This is a genomic window from Cognatishimia sp. (assembly GCF_964229375.1).
Taxonomy (GTDB): domain Bacteria; phylum Pseudomonadota; class Alphaproteobacteria; order Rhodobacterales; family Rhodobacteraceae; genus Cognatishimia.
Genome location: NZ_CAXREH010000139.1, coordinates 24,948 through 46,767, shown reverse-complemented (window position 1 = coordinate 46,767; position 21,820 = coordinate 24,948). Strand labels below are relative to the sequence as shown.

At 56.4% G+C, this 21,820-nt stretch carries 21 protein-coding genes; 4 read left to right on the top strand and 17 right to left on the bottom strand.

The window, feature by feature from the left end:
• The 4 genes from recG to ACEQWH_RS10680 form a co-directional block, all read right to left on the bottom strand.
• Positions 1-1,679 (bottom strand): ATP-dependent DNA helicase RecG (gene recG / locus ACEQWH_RS10695; RefSeq protein ID WP_370230630.1); only part of this gene is annotated, 1,679 nt, incomplete at its 3' end.
• The gene (ligA, locus tag ACEQWH_RS10690) at positions 1,676-3,802 is read right to left on the bottom strand and encodes an NAD-dependent DNA ligase LigA (protein ID WP_370230628.1); all 2,127 of its coding nucleotides are present in this window, start codon (positions 3,800-3,802) and stop codon (positions 1,676-1,678) included. The genes recG and ligA, both read right to left, overlap by 4 nt.
• A gap of 71 nt (positions 3,803-3,873) precedes the next feature.
• Positions 3,874-4,593 carry a response regulator transcription factor CtrA gene (gene ctrA, locus ACEQWH_RS10685; protein WP_370230625.1) on the bottom strand — a complete coding sequence of 240 codons (720 nt, stop codon included), beginning with the start codon at positions 4,591-4,593 and terminating at the stop codon, positions 3,874-3,876.
• Positions 4,594-4,697: 104 nt separating this feature from the next.
• Positions 4,698-4,976, bottom strand: coding sequence for a DUF1153 domain-containing protein (locus tag ACEQWH_RS10680; RefSeq protein ID WP_370230623.1), 279 nt, complete (start codon positions 4,974-4,976; stop codon positions 4,698-4,700).
• Positions 4,977-5,101: 125 nt separating this feature from the next.
• Here ACEQWH_RS10680 and mnmA point away from each other — a divergent pair, with 125 nt between their 5' ends.
• On the top strand, positions 5,102-6,244 hold the full coding sequence (gene mnmA, locus ACEQWH_RS10675) for a tRNA 2-thiouridine(34) synthase MnmA (RefSeq protein ID WP_370230621.1): 1,143 nt from the start codon (positions 5,102-5,104) through the stop codon (positions 6,242-6,244).
• 34 nt (positions 6,245-6,278) lie between these two features.
• Here the strand turns inward: mnmA and lpxB are convergent, their stop codons facing one another.
• The 13 genes from lpxB to pyrH form a co-directional block, all read right to left on the bottom strand.
• Entirely contained in the window at positions 6,279-7,451 is a 1,173-nt protein-coding gene (gene lpxB, locus ACEQWH_RS10670; protein WP_370230618.1) for a lipid-A-disaccharide synthase, read from the bottom strand.
• A complete protein-coding gene (locus tag ACEQWH_RS10665; protein ID WP_370230615.1) occupies positions 7,452-8,252 on the bottom strand; it encodes an LpxI family protein in 801 nt (266 codons plus the stop codon). It lies immediately after the preceding gene.
• A 3-nt stretch (positions 8,253-8,255) separates the two neighbouring features.
• Positions 8,256-9,053, bottom strand: a complete 798-nt coding sequence (gene lpxA, locus ACEQWH_RS10660) for an acyl-ACP--UDP-N-acetylglucosamine O-acyltransferase (protein WP_370230614.1) — start codon at positions 9,051-9,053, stop codon at positions 8,256-8,258.
• Positions 9,054-9,056: 3 nt separating this feature from the next.
• The gene (gene fabZ / locus ACEQWH_RS10655; protein ID WP_209356506.1) at positions 9,057-9,518 is read right to left on the bottom strand and encodes a 3-hydroxyacyl-ACP dehydratase FabZ; all 462 of its coding nucleotides are present in this window, start codon (positions 9,516-9,518) and stop codon (positions 9,057-9,059) included.
• A 195-nt stretch (positions 9,519-9,713) separates the two neighbouring features.
• Positions 9,714-10,280 carry an OmpH family outer membrane protein gene (locus ACEQWH_RS10650; RefSeq protein WP_370230611.1) on the bottom strand — a complete coding sequence of 189 codons (567 nt, stop codon included), beginning with the start codon at positions 10,278-10,280 and terminating at the stop codon, positions 9,714-9,716.
• Position 10,281: 1 nt separating this feature from the next.
• A complete protein-coding gene (gene bamA / locus ACEQWH_RS10645; RefSeq protein ID WP_370230608.1) occupies positions 10,282-12,486 on the bottom strand; it encodes an outer membrane protein assembly factor BamA in 2,205 nt (734 codons plus the stop codon).
• A 303-nt stretch (positions 12,487-12,789) separates the two neighbouring features.
• Complete coding sequence (locus ACEQWH_RS10640) at positions 12,790-12,930, bottom strand: hypothetical protein (RefSeq protein ID WP_370230606.1); 141 nt, start codon at positions 12,928-12,930, stop codon at positions 12,790-12,792.
• Positions 12,931-13,009: 79 nt separating this feature from the next.
• Complete coding sequence (rseP, locus tag ACEQWH_RS10635) at positions 13,010-14,356, bottom strand: RIP metalloprotease RseP (RefSeq protein WP_370230603.1); 1,347 nt, start codon at positions 14,354-14,356, stop codon at positions 13,010-13,012.
• A gap of 3 nt (positions 14,357-14,359) precedes the next feature.
• Positions 14,360-15,532: a 1-deoxy-D-xylulose-5-phosphate reductoisomerase gene (gene dxr, locus ACEQWH_RS10630; protein WP_370230601.1), complete on the bottom strand. Its 1,173-nt coding sequence runs from the start codon at positions 15,530-15,532 to the stop codon at positions 14,360-14,362.
• A 43-nt stretch (positions 15,533-15,575) separates the two neighbouring features.
• Complete coding sequence (locus tag ACEQWH_RS10625) at positions 15,576-16,334, bottom strand: phosphatidate cytidylyltransferase (protein ID WP_370230599.1); 759 nt, start codon at positions 16,332-16,334, stop codon at positions 15,576-15,578.
• Positions 16,331-17,056, bottom strand: a complete 726-nt coding sequence (locus tag ACEQWH_RS10620; protein WP_370230596.1) for an isoprenyl transferase — start codon at positions 17,054-17,056, stop codon at positions 16,331-16,333. Before ACEQWH_RS10620 ends, ACEQWH_RS10625 begins: the two co-directional genes overlap by 4 nt.
• A gap of 30 nt (positions 17,057-17,086) precedes the next feature.
• Positions 17,087-17,650, bottom strand: a complete 564-nt coding sequence (frr, locus tag ACEQWH_RS10615) for a ribosome recycling factor (RefSeq protein ID WP_370230593.1) — start codon at positions 17,648-17,650, stop codon at positions 17,087-17,089.
• A 63-nt stretch (positions 17,651-17,713) separates the two neighbouring features.
• On the bottom strand, positions 17,714-18,448 hold the full coding sequence (gene pyrH, locus ACEQWH_RS10610) for a UMP kinase (RefSeq protein ID WP_370230590.1): 735 nt from the start codon (positions 18,446-18,448) through the stop codon (positions 17,714-17,716).
• Positions 18,449-18,574: 126 nt separating this feature from the next.
• Here pyrH and miaA point away from each other — a divergent pair, with 126 nt between their 5' ends.
• From miaA to ACEQWH_RS10595, 3 genes are all read left to right on the top strand, one after another.
• Complete coding sequence (miaA, locus tag ACEQWH_RS10605; protein ID WP_370230589.1) at positions 18,575-19,462, top strand: tRNA (adenosine(37)-N6)-dimethylallyltransferase MiaA; 888 nt, start codon at positions 18,575-18,577, stop codon at positions 19,460-19,462.
• Positions 19,463-19,584: 122 nt separating this feature from the next.
• Positions 19,585-20,382 carry a helix-turn-helix transcriptional regulator gene (locus ACEQWH_RS10600; RefSeq protein ID WP_370230586.1) on the top strand — a complete coding sequence of 266 codons (798 nt, stop codon included), beginning with the start codon at positions 19,585-19,587 and terminating at the stop codon, positions 20,380-20,382.
• 350 nt (positions 20,383-20,732) lie between these two features.
• On the top strand, positions 20,733-21,815 hold the full coding sequence (locus ACEQWH_RS10595) for an ABC transporter permease (RefSeq protein WP_370230583.1): 1,083 nt from the start codon (positions 20,733-20,735) through the stop codon (positions 21,813-21,815).
• The last annotated feature ends 5 nt before the right edge of the window (positions 21,816-21,820 follow it).

The following is a 21,820-nucleotide window of genomic DNA, read 5'->3' as shown; positions in this document are numbered from 1 at the left end:
ACCATGATTGTCGCCTTGGGCACATCCACGCCGACCTCGATCACAGTCGTCGCCACAAGGATCTGCGTCTCACCGCGCTGAAAGGCCTTCATCGCCGCGTCTTTGTCAGCAGGCGACATCTGGCCATGCACAAGGCCCACGACCCCTTCGCCAAGGGTCGCGCGAAGGTGCTTGAACCGTTCTTCTGCCGCCGTCAGTTCCAGCACTTCGCTTTCATCAACCAACGGGCAGACCCAATAGGCCTGTTTGCCCTCATGGACGGCTTTACGCAGCCGCTCGACCACCTCTGGCGTGCGCTCGTCCGACACCATAACCGTTTGAATTGGCTGACGTCCTGGCGGTTTTTCGTCCAAAATAGACACATCCATATCGCCATATTGCGCAAGCGCCAAAGACCGTGGAATAGGTGTTGCCGTCATCACCAAGACGTCCGCAGCAGCCCCCTTTTTGCCCAGCTCAAGCCGTTGTCGCACGCCGAACCGGTGCTGTTCATCAACAATCGCAAGACGCAGATCCTGAAAGACGACGTCTGCCTGAAACACGGCGTGCGTGCCGACCAGAATATGAATGTCGCCCCGCGCTAAGGCCGCCAATTTTGCAGCCCTGTCTTTCCCTTTGTCACGTCCCGTCAGGATTTCAACGACGACACCCGCCTGCTCTGCCAGCGGTTGCAGCCCTTCCATGTGTTGACGCGCAAGAATCTCTGTCGGAGCCATCATGACGCCCTGCCCGCCCGCCTCGATCGCCACCAGCAACGCCATAAAAGCCACCAGCGTTTTCCCGGCACCCACGTCGCCCTGCAGCAGGCGATTCATCTTGATAGGTCGTGCCATATCATCAGAAATCTCTGAAATCGCACGTGTTTGTGCGCCAGTTGGGCGATATGGCAGCGCCTGCAAGACTTTGGACTGCAGTCGTCCATTGGCGCGGCTTTCCACCCCTTTGGCGCGGCGCGTCTGTTGCCGGGCCAAAGCGAGTGTCAGCTGATGGGCCAGAAACTCATCATAGGCCAACCGTTCTCGCGCCGCTGACGTCGCTGCCATGTCCGCCAGCCCTTGTGGGCGATGCGCGGTCGTGATGGCGTCTTTCCAATCGGGCCAGCCGGCCTTTTCCTTTTGGGTCGGATCAATCCATTCGCCCAAGTCTGGTGCCAGCCCAAGGGCCGAGGTTGCGGCCTTTGTCATGGTCTTTTGCGTGACCCCGGCGGTCAGCGGATAAACCGGTTCAAACTCGGGAATCTGCGCGGCCTCTTCAAGCGGCAGCATATGATCGGGGTGCACCATCTGCGCGACGCCATCAAACAGCTCGACACGGCCGGATACCAATCTGACAGAGCCTTCTGGCAATTGCTTTTTCAGATAGTCCCCACGCGCGTGAAAAAACACCAGCTGAAACGAAGTCTGCGCGTCCTGAACAGTCACACGATACGCACCGCTGCGATTGCGTGGGGCGCGGTGCGTGCCAATTTCCACCTCGACCGTCACAACACCCGGCAAATCCGCGCCCTGAATTGTCTCGCGCCTGCGTCTGTCGACTAAGGAATAAGGCAATGAAAACAAAACATCACGCGGCTTTTCCAACGCCAGAGATGTCATGTTCTGCGCGATCTTGGGGCCTACGCCATCAAGGTTGGTCAGTGCCCCAAACAGGGGAAACAGGATCTCGGGACGGCTGCTCACAGCCCCTCGATCATGGCAAGCCACGCGTCCTCGTCTATCGTTTCAACGCCAAGATCGGATGCTTTCTTGGCTTTCGATCCCGCACCGGGGCCCGCGACCAAAAGGTCTGTCTTTTTGGACACCGAGCCCGCAACTTTCGCGCCAAGCCGTTCGGCGCGCGCCTTGGCCTCGTCCCGCGTCATCTTTTCCAGCTTGCCGGTGAAAACGACGGTTTTTCCAGCCACAGGGCTGCCATCGGCCTTAGGTTTTTCGGCGGCCTGAATGGTCAGCTGACCTATCAAGTCATCAATAACCGCCCGCTCTTTTTCCTGCGCAAAGGCCGTAACCAGTGAGCGTGCCATAGCCTCGCCAATGCCGTCCATCGCCAGCAGGTCATCCCACTCCGGGCCCTCAAAACTGGCAGCAGCCGTGACCGCGGCCTCAAAACTCTGCCAGTCGCCATAATGGTTCGCGATCAGGTTCGAGGCGGCCTCTCCGACATGGCGAATACCCAGGGCAAACAGGGCGCGGCCAAAACCGATGCTGCGTTTTTCAGTGATGGCCGCAAACAGGTTGGCGGCGCTTTGATCGCCCCATCCTTTGCGGTTCTTTAGCTTGGTCAGGTTGCTGGCATCCAGCGTCTCAAGGCGGAAAATGTCAGCGGGCGTACGTACCGGAAGATCAGGATCGTCAAAGAACATCTCGATCTGTTTGGCACCAAGCCCTTCGATATCGAATGCTTTGCGAGAGACAAAATGCTTCAGTTTTTCAATCGCTTGCGCGGGACAAATCATGCCGCCCGTACAACGCCTGACCGCGTCGCCTTCTTCGCGAACCGCCTCAGATCCGCATTCAGGACAGCGGGTCGGAAAGACGTAGGGCTGCGCATCATCGGCGCGTTTGGTCAGATCTACGTCGGCGACCTTCGGGATCACATCGCCTGCGCGATAGACCTGAACCCAGTCGCCTTCGCGAATGTCTTTGCCCGCACGGATCTGTTCACCCTTGCTGTCCAGACCGGTAATGTAGTCCTCGTTGTGCAGCGTCGCATTTGACACGACGACCCCACCGACGGTGACAGGTTTTAGACGCGCGACCGGGGAAAGCGCGCCCGTGCGTCCCACTTGAATGTCGATCGCCTCAAGCGTCGTCCAGGCCAGCTCGGCCGGGAATTTATGCGCGATGGCCCAGCGGGGCGTGGTGGACCGGAACCCCAATCTGCGCTGCAGTTCCAGATCGTCAACCTTATAGACCACCCCATCGATGTCATAACCAAGAGCTGCGCGGCGCTCTTCGATGTGGCGATAATGAGCGATCATCTCAGCGGGGCCATCGCAGAGTTTCGTCAGGTCATTGGTCACAAACCCAAGGTTCGCAAGCCGCTCGATCGCGCCCTTCTGGGTCTCGGCCAACGGCGCCGATAGATCCCCCCAGGCATAGGCAAAAAACTTCAACGGTCTGGACTTTGTGATATCTGAATCCAGTTGCCTTAACGATCCCGCCGCCGCGTTGCGCGGGTTGGCAAATGGTTTGTCCCCTTTCGCCTCTTGCGCCGCATTCAAGGCCGCAAAATCCGCATGGGCCATATAAACCTCGCCGCGCACTTCCAGAACGTCGGGCGCATCTGACAACTGTTGTGGAATGTCAGACATGGTGCGCGCATTTGCCGTCACATTCTCGCCCGTTGACCCATCACCACGGGTGGCCGCTTGCACCAGTTTTCCCGCCTCGTATCGCAATGACAGGCTTAGGCCGTCAATTTTTGGCTCTGCGGTAAAATGCAAAGGGGCGTCGGCAGAAAGACCCAGAAAGTTCCGAATCCGGCCATCAAAATCCAGCACGTCTTCATCGGTAAAGGCATTGCCCAAAGACAACATAGGAACCACGTGCTCGATTTTTGAAAATCCAGACGCGACTGGGGCACCAACTTGATCGCTGGGGCTGTCGGCCCGCTTGAGGGCAGGAAATGCCGCCTCTATCGCCGCATTTCGCTGTTTAAGAGCGTCATAATCCGCATCGGAAAGCTCCGGCGCATCGTGAGTGTGATAAGCCGCATTCGCCTGCGCCAGAACTTTGGCCAAGCGCGCCAGCTCTTCGCGCGCCTCGGCTTCTGTAAGTTGAGAGATGTCTTTGTCTGGCTGCACCGGGCCTGCTCCTGCATTTATCTTTTTGATAAATCGGGCGTCAGCCTGCGTCCAGCCAGAATACGTCCTCTCTAGGCGCGCAGGGCCATCGGTTCACTCGCCTGCGCATCCACAACCTCGGGATCGCGCAGCACATAGCCCCGCCCCCAGACCGTCTCGATATAGTTCTCGCCACCGGTGGCCACCGACAATTTCTTGCGAAGTTTGCAGATAAAGACGTCGATGATTTTCAATTCAGGCTCATCCATGCCGCCATAAAGGTGGTTCAGAAACATCTCTTTCGTCAGCGTCGTCCCTTTGCGCAGCGACAACAGCTCGAGCATTTGGTATTCCTTGCCGGTCAAATGCACGATCGCGCCGTCAACATCGGCCGTCTTGGCATCCAGATTAACGGCAACACGGCCGGTTTTGATGATGGACTGCGAATGCCCCTTGGATCGACGAATGATCGCGTGAATGCGCGCCACCAGCTCTTCGCGATGGAAAGGTTTGGTCAGATAGTCATCCGCGCCAAATCCAAATCCCTTCAGCTTGCTGTCCGTGTCATCCGCGCCTGACAGAATGAGGATCGGCGTTTCAACCCGTGCACGACGAATCTGGCGTAGCACCTCATGGCCCGCCATATCCGGAAGACCCAGATCCAGAAGGATCAGATCGTAGTCATAGAGCTTAGCCAGATCGATGCCCTCTTCGCCCAGATCGGTGCAATAGACGTTCAGATTGGCGTGGCTGAGCATCATTTCGATGCTTTTTGTCGTTGTCGGGTCGTCTTCGACCAACAGAATACGCATAAAAAACTACTCCAAAAAAATGGGAACTCACTACGGTCAGCGACCTAAGAGTCGAAAAAACAAGTTAATTTCAAATTAACAGTGCGAAACTATTACAAATACGCCTAAAGAGCGCGGAATTTTTGAAGCGCTGTCGTCTTGAGCGCCTCTTCGCCGTGGGAATGAATCGCGGCTGACCACTGCATAAACTCTTCATTGCTAAGATGATAGCGGGCCAGCGCCTCTTCTTTGCTGATCAACCCATAGGCCACCCCGCGCACCACAGCAGCCTTGCGCGAGGCCACCCAACGCGTCGTGCCCTTTGGCGGCAAATCTGCTTGTGAAAACACTTTGCCGTTGGGCAACTTAACCGTCCGATGACCGTTCACTTTTTTCAGAAACATGATCCCACCTCTTTTGTCCAACGACAGAATGTGGAAAACGCACTTAACGCCGCATGAAGCGACCCCTTGAGAGTATCTAGGATTTTCCTATATTCCTTTCTTTCTTGCCCTCTACGGAGCCTAAAATGGACGTCACAACCGATCATCCGGTCAACTCACTTGGCTTTGCAAAACCGCCCGCGGAAACGCGTGTGGTTGTTGCCATGTCGGGCGGCGTGGACAGTTCCGTGGTCGCCGCGAAACTGGCCGACGAAGGCTATGACGTCGTGGGCGTGACGCTCCAGCTTTATGACCACGGGGCAGCGCTTGCCAAAAAAGGCGCCTGCTGTGCGGGGATCGACATTCATGACGCGCGCCGCGTGGCCGAAGAAAAGGGCTTTCCGCATTACGTACTGGACTACGAGAACATCTTTCAAGATGCGGTAATCGACGAGTTCGCAGACAGCTATCTGGCAGGCGCGACGCCGGTGCCCTGTATCCGCTGCAACGAACGGGTCAAATTCAAAGACCTGCTGGAAACCGCCAAGGATCTGGACGCGGACTGTATGGCCACCGGCCACTACATCCAGCGCAAAATGGGCGCCAACGGAGCCGAACTGCATTCGGCCGCAGACGCGCGCCGCGATCAAAGTTATTTCCTGTTCTCAACCACGCCGGAACAGCTGGACTATCTGCGGTTTCCGCTTGGCCATTTGCCGGACAAGGACGCCACGCGCGCTTTGGCCTCGGAATATGGGCTGGCCGTCGCGGATAAACCCGACAGTCAGGACATCTGTTTTGTACCCAACGGGGACTATGCCTCGGTGATCGAAAAACTGCGCCCGGGTGCTGCGGAACCGGGCGAGATCGTGGATCACACCGGACGCGTTCTGGGCCAGCACAACGGCGTTATTCACTACACCATCGGTCAACGACGCGGGCTTGGCATTGGTGGGCTGGAAGAGCCGCTTTATGTTGTCAAACTGGACGTGGATGCAAAGCAAGTGATCGTTGGGCCGAAATCCATGCTGGCGACCCGCGTGGTGCCTGTGCGTGAAATCAACTGGCTTGGCGACAAACCTCTGACGTCGCAAAGCGAATGGCATCTTTCGGTTAAGGTGCGATCCACGCGCCCCCCTCGCGAGGCCATTTTGCGCCCGCTGAGTGACACAACCGCCGAGGTCGAGCTTTTGACGCCAGAAGAAGGCGTTTCACCGGGACAAGCCTGTGTGTTTTACGAAAGCGAAGGAAGCCGCATTTTTGGCGGTGGATGGATCTGGAAAAGCTGAGGCCGCAGGCCATTAGCCACCTAGTTAAACGACCTTAAGCCGTACGACCGCCAAGCCCATCCAGAACGGCCCTCGCCGCGCGCAGCCCTGGATCTTCCTCGCCGCGCCCAAGGCGTGACATGGTCAGATCCAGCGCATCGGCCTGCTCTTTTGGTGCGTCCAAAAGCGCGAGCATCGCTTGTGTGATCGCGGCGGGGTCACAGTTTTCGGCGATAAACTCTGGCACTACGCGGGTCTCACTGACCAGATTGACCAACGTAACCGTGTCAATCCGCAGCATCCGCTTGAAAATCTGCCGTGACAGCCAACTGACGTCATATGCGATGACCATCGGCGTGCCGGCTGCTGCCAGCTCGAGCGACACGGTTCCCGAGGCTGCAAGTGCTGCATCTGCGGCCTGAAATCCGGCCCGCTTGCGCATCATCGCTTCGTGCGAGGACAGGCCTGTAGGTTCAATCAATGTCGGTGGCATGGCCATGTCTTTGACCAGATCGCGCACCAGCTCCACCACTGGCCCTGCGGCGGGCAGAACAAAACGCAGCTCTGGGCGCAGCTGCCGCATACGTTCCATCACGTCGATGAAAATCGGCAATAGGCGCGTCACCTCGGACCGTCGGCTGCCGGGCAAAACCAGCACCACTGGATCCTCGCTCACGCCCGCTAACCCGTCGCGAAGCTGCGCAACGGCCTCATCTGGTGCCAACGCCTCGTTCACCACCGGATGCCCAACGAAATCGCATCGCATGCCCTCCGCTTCCATATAGGGCGGCTCAAAGGGCAACAGCGCGAGAACATGGTCAATGTGCTGCGCCATCTTTACCGCGCGTTTCGGACGCCAGGCCCAGACGGACGGCGCTACATAATGCACCGTTCTGATGTCACTGCGCTCGCGCACCAATTTGGCAACGCGCAGGCAAAAGTCAGGACTGTCGATCGTGATCAGAACGTCAGGTTGCCACTCAAGAACCGCCTCCGCACATTCGCGAATGCGGCGCTTCAGATGGAAGTACTTCGGCAAGACTTCGGCGATGCCCATGACCGAGAGTTCATTCATCGGGAACTGGCTGGATAGGCCGGCCTCGGCCATCAAAGGCCCGCCAACGCCGCGAAACTCGATCTTATCGTCAGAAAGCGTCTGCAAGCCAGCCATCAGCGCGGCCCCAAGACGGTCGCCTGACAGCTCTCCGGCAATCAGGTAGATCTTCACCTAGATCTCCTCCACGCCATAAATGAATACCCCCAAGGACGCCGCCAGTCCAAGCGTACGAATGCGGTCTAGGATCAAGACACGTCCTGCGGCAAGCGCGATGCCCGCAAGGCCAGCCTCGGCGACCTTACGCACCGTGTCCGGCCCAATGGCAGGCATATCCACGCGCAAATCCTGCCCCGCTTTGGGAGCTTTGACAAACGTGCCAGCAACACGGTGCAAATGCGCAGGCGTCCGCGCCACAAAGTCCAGCATCGCATCCGTGCCTTGCAGGGTTTCAATCCCCAGGCATAGCCCCGAAGCAACCACACACCCCTGCCCCAGATCCAAAGGCGCAAGCTGGGTCAGAATCTCTTGACCACGCAGGGCGTCTGCAAGGTTCTGATCATTCGGCGTAGGCCCAGTTATCAGCCCCGCAGAGGCCTTTGACTCAGGCACCAGATCATGCGCTGCGCGGATGGTCAGCCCCTGTTCCTCAAACAAGGTCAAGATCAAGCGCAGAAGCTGGTCGTCCCCCTGTTGAAACGCCGCCATAAGCCGAGGCGCTGTTTCCGCCACAAAGGGGTCAAAGGCGCCCGGATCCAGATCAGGGCGTGACATACCACCGGCAAAGGCGACCTCGCTCACCCCCTGAGCCTTTAGATCGTCAAACAGCCCGCCCAGTTTTTCAAACCTGTGATCTTGCGTGTCCTGCAGATCGTGCGGCATGCCAGCCAATGTCACCAGCAAAGCATCTGGATACGCCTGTGACAGCTCGACCGGCAGAGCACCAGAGCCTGAAATGATCGCAAGACGCCCCATGACTTAGCTCGGCGTCAGGAAAGACCGGTCGCTGTTGCCCAGAACGAACTCGACAATGTCCTTCACATAGGGGCTGTCGGCCTCATCCCCCAAACGCTTGCTGCGCTCCATGAAAGATCCTTCGCCCTGCGCCAGCATTTGAAAGGCTGCGCGCAATGCAGTGATGTCTTCGCGGGCAACGCCAGACCGTTTCAGACCGACCAAGTTCAGCCCGTCCAACTGTCCGCGCGGACCCTGTACCAGACCGTATGGAATGACATCATTGGTCACCATCGTCAGCGCACCAATGATCGCGCCTTTGCCGATGCGCACAAACTGATGCACACCAGACAGCCCGCCAACGATCACATGATCCTCAATCACGCAATGGCCCGCGACCGCGACGGAATTCACCAAAATCACATGATTGCCGATCTGTGCATCATGCGCCACGTGGCAGCCGTGCATAAACAGACCATCGTCGCCGACCTTGGTCACGCCACCGCCACCCTCGGTGCCACTGTTCATTGTGACGCCCTCGCGGATGCGGTTGCGCTTGCCGATGATCAGCTTTGACGCCTCGCCCTTAAACTTCAGATCCTGAGGGATCTCGCCGATCACAGAGAACGGAAAGATCACCGTCTCTTCGCCAATTTCCGTATCGCCGGTGACGACCACATGCGATTTTAGGACCACGCCCGCCTTCAAGACCACTTTAGGACCAATCAAGCAAAACGGCCCAATCTCACACCCATCAGCGACGACCGCACCCTCTTCGATGACGGCCGAGGGGTGAATGCTGGCGTTTGAGGAAATCGTCATCAATCAGGCTTTCGGCATTTCCATCATCGCGGTGAACTCGGCCTCGGCGGCCATCTCACCCTCGACTTCGGCAACGCCTGCGAACTTCCAAACCTTGCCACCGGGTTTGCCGCGCGTGGTTTGAAGCTTCATCTCAAGCACATCGCCAGGCACAACCATGCGGCGGAACTTGCACTTGTCGATGGCCATGAAATAGACCTGCATGTTCTTGTCTTCCAGACCAAGTTCCGTGCCCACCATGATCGCAGCGGTCTGCGCCATCGCCTCGATAATGGTCACGCCAGGCATAATCGGGTTGCCCGGGAAGTGGCCCTGAAAATGCGGCTCGTTCATCGTGACATTTTTGATGCCTTTGGCAGATTGATAGCCATCGATATCAACCACTTTGTCGACCAGCAAAAACGGGTAGCGATGTGGGATAAGACGTTGGATCAGATGGATATCGGCGCTTTTGAGCTCTGTCATGGTATTCCTACGAGTTCGTCGTTGCGATCTCGACCACCCTGTAAAGGGCAACCGTTTGAACCGAAGTGTCAGCTTGAAAGGAAACGCCTAAAAGATCATTAGGTTCCAAGTGTTTCCGGCCAAACTTTTACTCAAGTTTTCATGAAATTCTTTAGCAACCCGACCGTGCCAGAGCAAGTCACAGGTTGTTTCGCACTATTGCTGCACCTCTTGCGTGCCATCGCCCAGAATGCGGTTGGCTTGGAAAAGCGCGCGCTCTGTTACGTCAAGAACATCGCGCACCGCAAAAGCTGATCTGCGTTCCAGGATGATCAGAGCATTGGATTCCACAAGGATCTGCTCAAAGACCGGGTTAAGAGAAAGGAGGAACCGTCGACGTTCTTCTTCGGCGACTTGAACGATCTCTCGTTGTTTGCTGATCTGCGTCTCGCGTGCCTCTTGCGCCTTGGCATCAAAGGCATCGGCGGCAGCACGAAAATCCTCAGATGGCATGGTCTTGCGCTGCTCTGTCAGCACGCGCTCTTCTTCTTCGAGCTCTGCAGCGACACGTTCATTCTCATCTTGCAATGCGGCCTCCGCCGCACGGCGATCCCGTTCGACGCGCAAGCCAAAATCGGACTCCGCATACAAGCGATCTGACTGAATCACCAAAATTGGGCTTGTCACAACCCGTGGCAGATCCGTCGCGTCTTGAGCTGAACTGGAAATGGCGGCCCCCAAAAGGACCGCCACGGCACAGATAAATCTGCGAAATTGAAGCACCTTAGAACTCTGTCCGGATAGACAGGTTAAAGGTTTGCTCTTTGTCAAAGGACTGCTTTTGCAGCGCTTTTGAGAAGTTAAAGCGCAGCGGTCCGATTGGGGTATCCCAGAAGATCGAGACACCAATCGACTGGCGCAGAGCGAAGTCATTGCCAACGACATTGGTCAAACTGCCATCGGTATTCCACAAGGAACCGATGTCATAGAACAGACCACCGGAAATTCCGTATTCCTCTGGCAAACCGATTGGGAACTCGGCGTCAAAGCGCGCAACTGCGAAATACTTGCCGCCCAAACCATCGTCCGCCGTGCCAGTCTGATCCCGTGGGCCAATACCCAATGGCTCAAACCCGCGAAGTTGCGACGAGTTCAGAGCAAACCGGTTGTGCACCCGCGTGTCATTGTTTGGCGCGATAATTGCCCCGCCCTCTAGGGTTGCGCGCAGCGTCACATCTCCGTTTAGGATTTTGCGCTGTGCAACCGTGCGAACGGTTGTTTCGAGGTATTCGATATCGCCAGAAATACCGTGGAAGTCCTGAGACAGTTCCAACAGAACACCAGCGTCTGGGTTAAGACCACCAATACGGGAGTCGTATTGATAGGTGTAACCTACACCGGTGCTAGCTTGAATCCCGAGAGCGGCCTCGGCATCAATCACGGATCCTGCCACGGCCGACGCAGCCGGCACTGTCATTTCAACGCTGTCATACGAGAACCGCAATTGAACCGTGCTGCGCTCGCCTAGCTGGAAACCAATGAACGGTTCAAATGTCCCAACCGTGCTGGTGTAGCGCGCCTCGCTGATCGACACATCCTGATACGCAAGCGAGAAGCCCACGGATACATTCCGTCCGAGGAAGCGTGGCTCTGTAAAGGACAGCTGATAGTTGTTCACATCCGGAGAGGTCGACAGATCCACTGCAATCTCTTGACCACGGCCAAGGAAGTTACGTTCTCTGAAGCCTGCGACAAGACCGAACCCGCTGTCCGTGGAATATGTCCCGCCAAAGCTCAGCGAGCCCGTGTTTTGCTCTTCGACATCCACGTCGACGATCACCTGGTCAGGGCGAGACCCTTCGCGCGCGTTCACGTTCGAGGTTGCAAAGAACCCGAGCGCGCGAATGCGCTCAGCCGCTTCGCGGATTTCGCGTGGGTTGAAAGGGTCGCCTTCGACAACATTGAACTGCTGACGCACAACACGGTCCAGTGTCGTGGTGTTGCCTTCGATATCGATGCGCTCGATGAAGATGCGAGGACCGCGATCAACAACGAATTCCACATTCAGGCTCAGGTCACGATCGTTGCGCGTGATGCGCGGCTCGATGCGGACAAAGTCCAGACCTTGACGGGTCGCCAGACGCTCCATCCGGGCGATCGATGTCTCGACCAAGGACGGGGAATAGACAACGCCAGAGCGGATTTTCAGCGCGTTCTGATATTCTTCGGCATCTACGTCATCCAGATTAGAGACAGTCGTGATCTCGCCAAAGGTGAACTGCTGCCCCTCTTCCACGTTAAACGTGATGAAATAGCCGTCGCGTTCGCTGGCAAGTTCCGCGTTCACGGCTGTGACGCGGAAATCCACGAAGCCGCGGGACTGATAGAAATCGCGCAGAACCTGTTTGTCGAACTCGATCCGATCTTCGATCAGCGTGTCGCTGCGGAAGAACTGGCGCAGCAGACCTGCCTGTTTGGTTGCCAACACACGGCGCAGACGGCGGTCGCTGAATTGACGGTTGCCTACAAAGCCAAGACGTTCGATTTCGGCCAAAGACCCTTCGAAAATTTCGAAAACCAGATCAACACGGTTGTCAGAGCGGCGGATGATGCGCGGCGTCACACGTGCAGCAATACGCCCCTGCTGGGCATAGGCCTCTGCAATTGAGATCGCGTCATTCTCGGCGGTTGTCGGGTTAAACACACGCCGAGGCTGGGAGTTGATCGCTTGGGTCAAGGCATCGTCTTTCAGACGACGATTGCCTTCAAAACTGATGACGTTGATCGTCGGGTATTCGACAACGGTAATCAGCAGGCTGTTGCCGCGTGGAGTGAACTCGACGCTCTCAAACAGACCAGAGGCCAGAATGTTCTGATAGGCCGCATTCAGGTCGCCGCCGGTCAAAGTTTCGCCCCTGGCGATTCCCGCATAGCCGATGATCGCACTGTCATCGATGCGGTTGTTGCCTTCGATAGAGATGGAATTCAAAGTGATGCTCTGCGCATTTGAAACGCTTGGCAGCAGCACAAAAGCAATTGAAATCAAAAAAGAAATCGCGAAAATAACGCGTCGTGCCAATGAAAATTGGACCGCCATAGAGGGCGTTTTCCCTCCGTAATTACTGTTCATAAACCCTCATCCCGACAGACATTCCCAGTTCATTTCTGAGTACTTGGTCAAAGGGACAATGTCAAAACCGCAATGGGGAATGTTTCCACAATTGGCACAGAAGCACCACGTGGCGCAGATTGCCTAAGCCCTCCGCGCCGTCAAAGATCTGAAAAGGTCGGCTTAGTGCCAGAAAAACCCTTGCGATCCAACATAGTGCCACATGCTGAGGCACACGAGCATAACCGCAGGAAACAGGAACCGTTCCCAGTTCACAGCCCAAAGGACGCCAAGTGCTTGATATCCGTTGTTGATCGTCTGCATGGTTTCACTCGCTTTTGCTTATGAAACCTTCTTGCCCGCTAAATGGGGCAAGAATTGGGCGGGCTTTCGAAAATTTTACTTAAGGGCAGAATAAATCGTTCGTCAGGCCAAACAGCATAAGGCTGAGAACGATGGCCAGACCAATCGACATCAGGACGCGCGCGACCCTGTCGCTTGGTGGACGGCCACTGACGGCCTCATAGGCGTGAAACATCAGATGCCCACCGTCCAGTACCGGGATCGGGAACAGGTTCAACAGACCGATGGCAGTGGACAGAACCGCGATGAACCAGATGAAGTTATCCGCACCCTGGCTGGCCATGGCACCAGATGTCTGAGCGATACCGACAGGCCCTGAGAGGTTACAGCTCGAGATTGCGCCGGTAATCATGTGATAAAGGCCTGAAATCGACCCTTCGATGATGCGCCCGGTCTGGGAAACGGCGACCGAGAACGCCTCGCCTACCCCCGGAGTTTCCCGGGCAGGATCAAACGCAACACCGCCTGCAATGCCAATGCGCCATTGGGTTTGGAACCCGCCTTCGGCCAAAGGCTCATCAACCCGACGCGGCACCAGCACAAACTCCAGCATCTCGCCATCGCGCCACACGTCCAGCATGAGGGGCTGGCCATTGCCGCCTTCTACGGCTTCTTTCAGATCCCGAAACGCATAAACGTTTTCGCCGTTGATCGCCGTGATGACATCGCCAGAGGCCATCCCAATATCAATCGCTGCCCCGCGTGCTGCCAGCTCAACAACCAGCGGAGGATAGAAATACGGGCCAGTGACAACTTGTTCGCCGCCATCCCGCAGAACCGTGTAATCAAGATACGGCGTGCGCGGCAATGCCTCTAGGAAGGTCTCGGACGCTTCCGCATCAGAGCCGTCTGGAAAGGGCATGCCTTCGATGGCCAGAACCTCGTCGCCGGCCTCAAGCGTATAGGCCGCATTCGGCAGGGCCCGCAGATCGCCAACGACCAGTTTCTCACCGACGACGCCTTGGGTCAGGATCACGCCGGCAAAAATCAGGATCGACAGAATGAAATTGAAAATCGGCCCCGCCGCAACCGTTGCTGAGCGGGCCCAAAGGGGTGCGCCATGCATGGTGGAACGCAATTCTTCGGGCGAGAGCGAAGAAATCACCTCACCGTTCGGACCGGACGCCGCATTCGCGTCCCCCTTAAAGCGCACATATCCGCCCAACGGGATCGCGGCGATCTGCCATTTGGTGCCGCGCTTGTCGAATGTAGAATAGAGAACCGGCCCAAAGCCTAGCGAAAACACGTCAGCATGGATGCCTGACCAGCGGCCCACGATGTAGTGGCCATATTCATGGATTGCGACGATGATCGACAGGGCGATGATAAAGAAAACAACGGCCCAAAGGCTTGAACCGAAAGTAGGCAGAAGTGTCGTCAGGTCCAAAGTCTATCCTTTACGCGTCGCGATGATGTCTTGCGCGGTCTCCCGTGCGAGATGGTCCGTTTGCTTGACCGTATCAAGGGTCATTTCGGCATTAATAAGGCAACTGTCCGCGGCCAGTTTGTTCAAAGTCGCCTCTACCACACTCGCCATATCCAGAAAACCAATCTGATGGTCGATAAAGGCATCCAAGGCCTTTTCTTTTGCAGCGTTAAACACACATCCCGCCATTCCGCCGATGTCCATCACATCCCAAGCCAGTCGCAACGCAGGATAACGGTCGGGATTGGGGGCCTTGAACGTCAGCTGGCCGATCTTTGCCAGATCCAACCGTTCGACAGGCAGATCTTTGCGCTGAGGATAGTGCAGCGCAAAACCAATGGCGTGTCGCATATCGGGCGGGCCAACATGCGCCATCAGCGCGCCGTCGTTGAACCCCACCAGAGCATGAACCAGCGACTCTGGGTGTACCAGCACTTCGATTTGACGCGGCGCTACACCAAAGAACTCTTTGGTTTCAATAACCTCTAGCGCTTTGTTGAACATAGAAGCCGAATCGATGGTGATCCGCTGCCCCATGTCCCAATTCGGATGTTTGGCCGCTTGCTCCGGCGTGGCTTTGGCCATATCCGCCAGCGGCCAGTCCCGAAATGCGCCGCCCGAGGCGGTGATCGTGATACGTTCCACGGCCGTGATATCTTCGCCAATCAAGCCCTGAAAGACTGCAGAATGCTCGCTATCCACAGGCAAGATCCTAGCCCCATGCCGCGCGGCCGTGCGGTGCACCAGATCCCCTGCCGTGACCAGACTTTCCTTATTGGCCAAGGCCAGCGTTGCCCCCGTCGACATCGCAATAAGCCCGGGTTCAAGCCCGGCAGCCCCTACAATCGCGGACATCACCCAATCTGCTGGACGTGACGCGGCCTCTGAAATGGCTGAGGCCCCTGCTGCGGCTTCGATCCCTGTGCCAGAAAGCGCCGCGCGCAAATCCTCTAGCCGTTCAGGATAGGCCGTGACTGCAACTTCGGCATTCAGATCAATCGCATCATGCGCCAGCTGGGGGACGTTTGCGCCGCCAGTCAAAGCAACAACGCGATACGCAGCTCGATCGCGGCGGATCAAATCCAGCGTGTTTTGCCCGATAGACCCGGTCGCACCAAAAATGGAAACGCGTCGCATAGAACCCCTCATCCCAGTCGCGGGTTGCTTAGCCTGTCTCGGCCTACAAGCCAAGCGTCAGCAAAGCGATCAACACAACCAGATTGGCAGCAATCAGCCCATCAAAGCGATCAAGCAGCCCGCCATGGCCCGGGATCAGGTTCGAGCTGTCTTTGACACCACAGCGGCGTTTGATCGCGCTTTCGGCAATATCACCCAACTGGCTCGCAAAGGACATGAAGGCGCTGATGATCGCCAACTCGTCTCCGCCCATGGCAGCCCCGACCACTGCGGCTGCAATCCATCCAGCGATAGTCCCCGCCCATGTCTTTTTCGGGCTGATGCTGGGCCAGAATTTCTTGCCGCCAATGGCTTTGCCCGCGAAATAGCCGGCAACATCGGTCGCCACCACAACACAGATCAGCCAGACCACCAAAAACACGCCCTGCGCCGCAAAGAGCAATAACAGCCCAAATCCCGAAAGCGTTATCAAGCTGGCATAGAGCGCAAAGATCAGTCGGTCTTTGTGGGCAAAGGCCGCCCCGACAAGACCCGGCACTAAAGCTGCGAGCAAAGGCAAATCATCGCCAGTGACCACACCCGCAAACAGGACGACGCCGGCAAGGATGGCCACGACCGAAGCCAGCCAAGGCTTGTCTGGCACGATCATCCGAGACAACTCCCAAGTCATCCCGGCCACAACAAGTGTGATCAACCCAACATAGGCCAGACCGCCCGTAAGGATTGCCCCTGCCCCGATCCCCAACATAACAATTGCGGACATGATACGTGTGGGCAGGTCTCCCCACTTACCAGTGGTCATGCAGGCACCGCGCCAAACCGCCGGTTGCGCGCACCGTATTTCGCAATCACTTTGCAAAATTCGTCGCGCGAGAAATCGGGCCAAAGCGTGTCGACAAATTCATACTCGGAATAGGCAGACTGCCAGAGCAGAAAGTTGGATATCCGCGCTTCGCCCGAGGTTCGAATGACCAGATCCGGATCCGGCAAAACATGCGTATCCAGATAAGAAGACAGCGTGTCCTCGTTCACTGTGGTTGCGTCCAGCTTACCGGCCGCTACATCCAGTGCCAGTTGATGCGTTGCGCGCGCCACCTCGTCGCGGCCGCCATAGTTAATCGCGATGGTCAGATTGACGACGGTATTGTCCTTGGTCAGCTCTTCCAGCTCGTCCATCAGGCCTTGCAGCTTTTTGTCCAGCCGCAAACGGTCCCCGATAAAGCGCACGCAGACGCCTTCGTCCAAAAGCGCTTTTGCTTCGCGTTTGATGTACTGTCGAAACAAGGTCATCAGTCCAGCAACTTCGGACTGTGTGCGTTTCCAGTTTTCAGTCGAAAACGCGTAGACGGTCAAATATTCGATATCTAAGTCTTTGCACGCGCGCACAATTTCTTTCACGCGCCGCGCTCCGGCGTGGTGCCCAAACAGTCGCGGTCGCCCGCGCCCTTGGGCCCATCGACCGTTGCCATCCATAATAATGGCAACGTGATCGGGGGTGTCCTGGTCCGGCGAGTCTTTGGCCATAATTGCCTACTCTTTCAATGTGCCTAACGGCTATACCTGCATGATTTCTTCTTGTTTGATCACCAGCGCTTCATCGACCTTCTTGATATAGTCGTCGGTCATTTCCTGCACTTCGCCTTCCCAAAGTTTCTGGTCGTCTTCCGACATCCCGTCACCTTTGGCCTTCTTGATCTGATCCATACCGTCGCGCCGCACGTTGCGGATCGAAACCCGCGCGTTCTCGGCGTATTGGCCTGCGACCTTTCCCAGCTCACGACGACGTTCTTCGTTCAGCTCTGGGATCGGCAGCATGATGATTGTACCATTAAGTTGCGGGTTGATCCCAAGTCCGGATTCCCGGATCGCCTTTTCAACTTTGCCAACCAGCGATTTGTCCCAGACGTTGATTGTCACCATCCGTGGCTCAGGCACATTGACCGTGCCAACCTGATTGATCGGCGTCATCGAGCCATAGGCGTCAACCTGAACAGGCTCTAGCATCGAGGCCGAAGCGCGGCCTGTGCGCAATGACGCGAATTCTGTTTTCAGGTTGCTCATCGCGCCTTCCATGCGGCGGGTCAGATCGTCGGTGTCGAGTTCAAAATCATCGGACATGCGAATTCTCTTGCTTTTGGGGAGGTCGATGCCGTCCCGGTGGTTTCTGCCATCTTACGAGGTTTAGCTGACCTTTGTATAGGTGCCTTGGCCTGCCATGATGCCTTTAAACCCGCCCGGCTCGTCCAATCCAAAGACGATCAACGGCAGGTTGTTGTCACGCGCAAGCGCGATTGCCGAGGCATCCATGACTCGCAGACGCTTGGACAGCACATCATCATAGCTGATCTCGTCATAGCGCACCGCGTCGTCATGCTCGGCCGGATCTTTGTCGTAAACGCCGTCCACACCGTTTTTTCCCATCAGGATCGCTTCGCAGGCCATTTCATTGGCGCGCAACGTCGCTGCGGTGTCTGTGGTGAAATACGGGTTGCCGGTGCCTGCTGCGAAAATACAGACACGTTTCTTTTCAAGGTGACGGACTGCGCGGCGGCGAATGTAAGGCTCGGCCACCTCGTCCATGCGGATCGCTGAAATCACCCGCGTGAACACGCCAAGCTCTTCGAGCGCGCTTTGCATCCCAAGCGCATTCATCACGGTCGCCAGCATGCCCATATAGTCCGCCGTCGTCCGTTCCATACCCTGCGCAGACCCCGATAGTCCGCGAAAGATATTGCCGCCACCGATCACCAGGCAAATCTCGACGCCCAGATCGTGGACTGCTTTTACTTCCTGAGCAATTCTTTGGACTGTCGGAGGATGAAGGCCGAACCCCTGATCTCCCATCAGGGCTTCCCCAGATATCTTAAGCATTACGCGTTTATAAGTGGCTTCGGATTCGGGGGTTGCCTCGCTCATGTTGCACTCCGTTCACGCAAACATTTAAATTGTGCGCAAGATGTCGGAAAAGCGGCGCAGGTTCAATGCGCGATGTCAGAGAATCTGACGCTTTGACCAGAAAAGACAGCAAAGGGCCGCCAAGCAGTGTTCGATCCAAGCAAATACCCTGCCGACAAGCACGTTCTGATCGCCGGCCCCACCGCCAGCGGCAAATCAGCTTTGGCGTTAGAGATCGCGACGCGACAAGGCGGCGTGGTCGTTAACGCAGATGCATTGCAGATTTATGACAATTGGCCAATTCTGTCTGCCCGCCCCAGCGCCGCTGACGAGGCAGCCGCGCCACATGCGCTCTATGGGCATGTTTCGGGCGATCAGAGCTATTCCGTCGGCCATTGGTTGCGCGATGTGGCCCCGCTTTTGAAAAAAGATCGCGCAATCATCGTGGGCGGCACAGGGTTGTATTTTACTGCCCTCACAGAAGGTCTGGCAGAAATCCCAGCTACCCCTGCCGATGTGAGAGACCTAGCGAACCGGCGAGTCAGCACCGAAGGCCTCAAAGCCCTGCGCGCCGAACTGGACGACGAAACCCTGCGCAGGATAGACACCCTAAATCCGATGCGCGTGCAGCGTGCCTGGGAAGTTCAGCACATGACCGGAAAGCCAATCTGGCAATGGCAGGACGACACACCGCCCCCATTACTTAATAAAGAACAATACGTTACGGCACTCATGGACGCGGACAAAAACTGGCTGAACACCCGCATTGAGACGCGATTTGATATGATGCTGCAAGCAGGAGCTCTGGACGAGGCCCGCGCGAATCTCAACAGCTGGTCTCCAGAGGCGCCAAGCGCCAAGACTATTGGCGCATCGGAACTAATCCAGCATGTTCAGGATGAATTGTCTCTGGATCGTGTACGAGAAAAAGTAACAATCTTAACGCGCCAATACGCAAAGCGGCAGCGCACCTGGTTCCGAAGCCGTATGTCTCATTGGGAAAAACTGCATTTGCCTATCCTTACGGGTAGGTAATTCATCAAATTAAAACTTTTTTTTAAAATCCGCTGCCGTAAGCTGCTCCGCGTGGGACGGGCTGATTGTAACAAATCGAACAATTTGTTTGGTCGGTCAAAAAAGAAAGGGGACGCGTAGGGATGACGCAACCGGTCGAAGTGTTGACGCTGGCTCAATTGGGGCAATCTGCATCGTGGATGTTGGAACTGATGCACCCGCAGCAAGGCGGCCTGTTGATCTGGACCACACGTGGCCAGGGTGTCGTCAATCTACATGGGCACCGTCGCGGCTTTAGCACCTATCACGCCATCTATGTTCCAAACGACCAACTCTGGTCGATTGAACTGGGACGCGGCGCGTTGGGACTTGCGGTTGCCATCAAAGATGCCGAAGCCGCAAACTTCCCCGATCGTTGCCAACAGCTGCGCATTATGGAGCCGCAGGCCCAGAGTGAACTCACCGCCTTGATCGACGACATGCGCCGCGAAATTGAAAAAGACCGCCCCTTGCAAGGCGAGGTTCTGCAGGCGCATGCGCAATTGCTGTCGATCTGGCTGCGTCGCGAGATGCGCGAGCAATACGAACCCAAACGTCCCAAAGCGGCCGAGCGTCTGGTGGAACGGTTCCACGACCTTGCGGCAGAACGCTATAACGAAGGCCACTCGATGGCCGATTTCGCACAGATGCTGGATGTCACCCCAACCCACCTTGCGCGGGTCTGTCGGCAGACCAGCGGAATCACCGCAGCAGACGTCCTGTCCCAATGCGTGCTGCACAAAGCGCGTATGGAATTGGAAAATAGCGAGAAATCGATCAAATCCATCGCCGAATCGTTGGGATTCGGCAGCGCCGCCTATTTCACGCGCTTTATTCAGCAGCACTGCGGCACGACGCCAAGCAATTTGCGCAACAATATAAGACACTTACAAGCAGCGTAAGCTCTGAACACCCTTTCCAAGGCCTGTCCAAACTCGCGGACAGTTTTCGACATGGATGTCGTTTTTCGGCCGATTATGACGATCCAGTCCATTGACGGGCGGCGTTTTATCGGGCCGAATAGATCTACCTAAACGAAAGACTGTGGCGGATGGTGCACCCAAAATGCACCCGGAGTCGCGGCGAAACGAAAGCACTAGAGCCATCAACGGCCGGGGAGAAAATCATGTTCAATCCAGTCTTTCTGGGAGACCGCGTGCCTGCGGCCCCGGGTGTGCCCTCTATTCGTCTTCGCCAAATGGTTAACCAGTAACCTAAACAAGTTTTTCGGTAACGGCGAAGCGGAGAAGATATGGGACTTTTCATTTTAAGACGGTTTGGCGTGATGCTGCTTACAGCACTCTGCCTGACCTATATCGTGTTCTTCATGACGAACCTCTATCCAAACCTGGAAAAGCTCGCGAAGACGCAGGGCAACTTCCGGATGACAGATGAGGCCGTTGCGAGTTTCCTCGAAGATCGCGGCTATCTACAATCAACACCTCGGAAGTATATGGAATGGGTCGGTCTGGCACCGGGCTATCTGACAGAAAAAGACGGTGTGCCCCTTGGGAAATGCGTGCGGCCCGGTATGGAAACCGCAGATGTTCCCAACTACTGCGGCATTCTGCAGGGTGACTGGGGCTGGTCAACGGTGTCCAAAGCGCCGGTGGCAGATGTTCTTGGCACACGGCTTGCAAATACTGGCTATCTGATGTGGTGGGTTATGATCCTGATGGTGCCGTCGGCCCTGATTATCGGGGTGCTCGCCGGGATGCGCGAGGGCAGCAAACTGGACCGCAGCCTGTCGACAGTTTCGATCCTGTCCACGGCGACGCCGGAATATGTCTCGGGTGTTATCTTTATCGTCTTCCTTGCGTCCTCTCGGTATGGTCTCAGCCCCTGGCTGAACGAAATCGGGCTGATTGAAAGCAAAACGCTCTTTAAAGGCACGGCGGCAAAGGCGATGGAAGAGCCGACCTTTGCGAACTTCTTCCTGCCGGTTCTGACAATCGCGCTTTATGGCATGGGCTATATCGCTCGGATGACACGGGCTTCGATGGCCGAGGTCATGACCGCGCAATATATTCGGACAGCGCGCCTGAAAGGTGTGAACTTCCGCAACGTGGTTCTGAAGCACGCCCTGCGCAACGCGCTGATTGCACCGTTCACAGTCATCATGCTGCAGGTGCCATGGCTTTTGAACGGCGTGGTTATCGTTGAAAACCTCTTTAACTACAAAGGGTTTGGCTGGCAGCTGGTGAATGCTGCGGGCAACAACGACATCGACGTTCTGCTGGCGGTTTCGGTCGTATCGGTGGTCGTGGTTCTGTTAACGCAGCTGATCTCAGACATCGGCTACGTCTATCTCAACCCACGTATTCGCATTTCTTAAGGAGG

What these genes read in the sequence shown, in the direction of transcription:
- ctrA (WP_370230625.1), bottom strand. Translation starts at nt 4,593, where the DNA reads ATGCGTATTCTGTTGGTCGAAGACGACCCGACAACGACAAAAAGCATC.
- ACEQWH_RS10680 (WP_370230623.1), bottom strand. Translation starts at nt 4,976, where the DNA reads ATGTTTCTGAAAAAAGTGAACGGTCATCGGACGGTTAAGTTGCCCAAC.
- mnmA (WP_370230621.1), top strand. Translation starts at nt 5,102, where the DNA reads ATGGACGTCACAACCGATCATCCGGTCAACTCACTTGGCTTTGCAAAA.
- ACEQWH_RS10665 (WP_370230615.1), bottom strand. Translation starts at nt 8,252, where the DNA reads ATGGGGCGTCTTGCGATCATTTCAGGCTCTGGTGCTCTGCCGGTCGAG.
- lpxA (WP_370230614.1), bottom strand. Translation starts at nt 9,053, where the DNA reads ATGACGATTTCCTCAAACGCCAGCATTCACCCCTCGGCCGTCATCGAA.
- fabZ (WP_209356506.1), bottom strand. Translation starts at nt 9,518, where the DNA reads ATGACAGAGCTCAAAAGCGCCGATATCCATCTGATCCAACGTCTTATC.
- ACEQWH_RS10640 (WP_370230606.1), bottom strand. Translation starts at nt 12,930, where the DNA reads ATGCAGACGATCAACAACGGATATCAAGCACTTGGCGTCCTTTGGGCT.
- dxr (WP_370230601.1), bottom strand. Translation starts at nt 15,532, where the DNA reads ATGCGACGCGTTTCCATTTTTGGTGCGACCGGGTCTATCGGGCAAAAC.
- ACEQWH_RS10625 (WP_370230599.1), bottom strand. Translation starts at nt 16,334, where the DNA reads ATGACCACTGGTAAGTGGGGAGACCTGCCCACACGTATCATGTCCGCA.
- ACEQWH_RS10620 (WP_370230596.1), bottom strand. Translation starts at nt 17,056, where the DNA reads ATGGCCAAAGACTCGCCGGACCAGGACACCCCCGATCACGTTGCCATT.
- frr (WP_370230593.1), bottom strand. Translation starts at nt 17,650, where the DNA reads ATGTCCGATGATTTTGAACTCGACACCGACGATCTGACCCGCCGCATG.
- pyrH (WP_370230590.1), bottom strand. Translation starts at nt 18,448, where the DNA reads ATGAGCGAGGCAACCCCCGAATCCGAAGCCACTTATAAACGCGTAATG.
- ACEQWH_RS10600 (WP_370230586.1), top strand. Translation starts at nt 19,585, where the DNA reads ATGACGCAACCGGTCGAAGTGTTGACGCTGGCTCAATTGGGGCAATCT.
- ACEQWH_RS10595 (WP_370230583.1), top strand. Translation starts at nt 20,733, where the DNA reads ATGGGACTTTTCATTTTAAGACGGTTTGGCGTGATGCTGCTTACAGCA.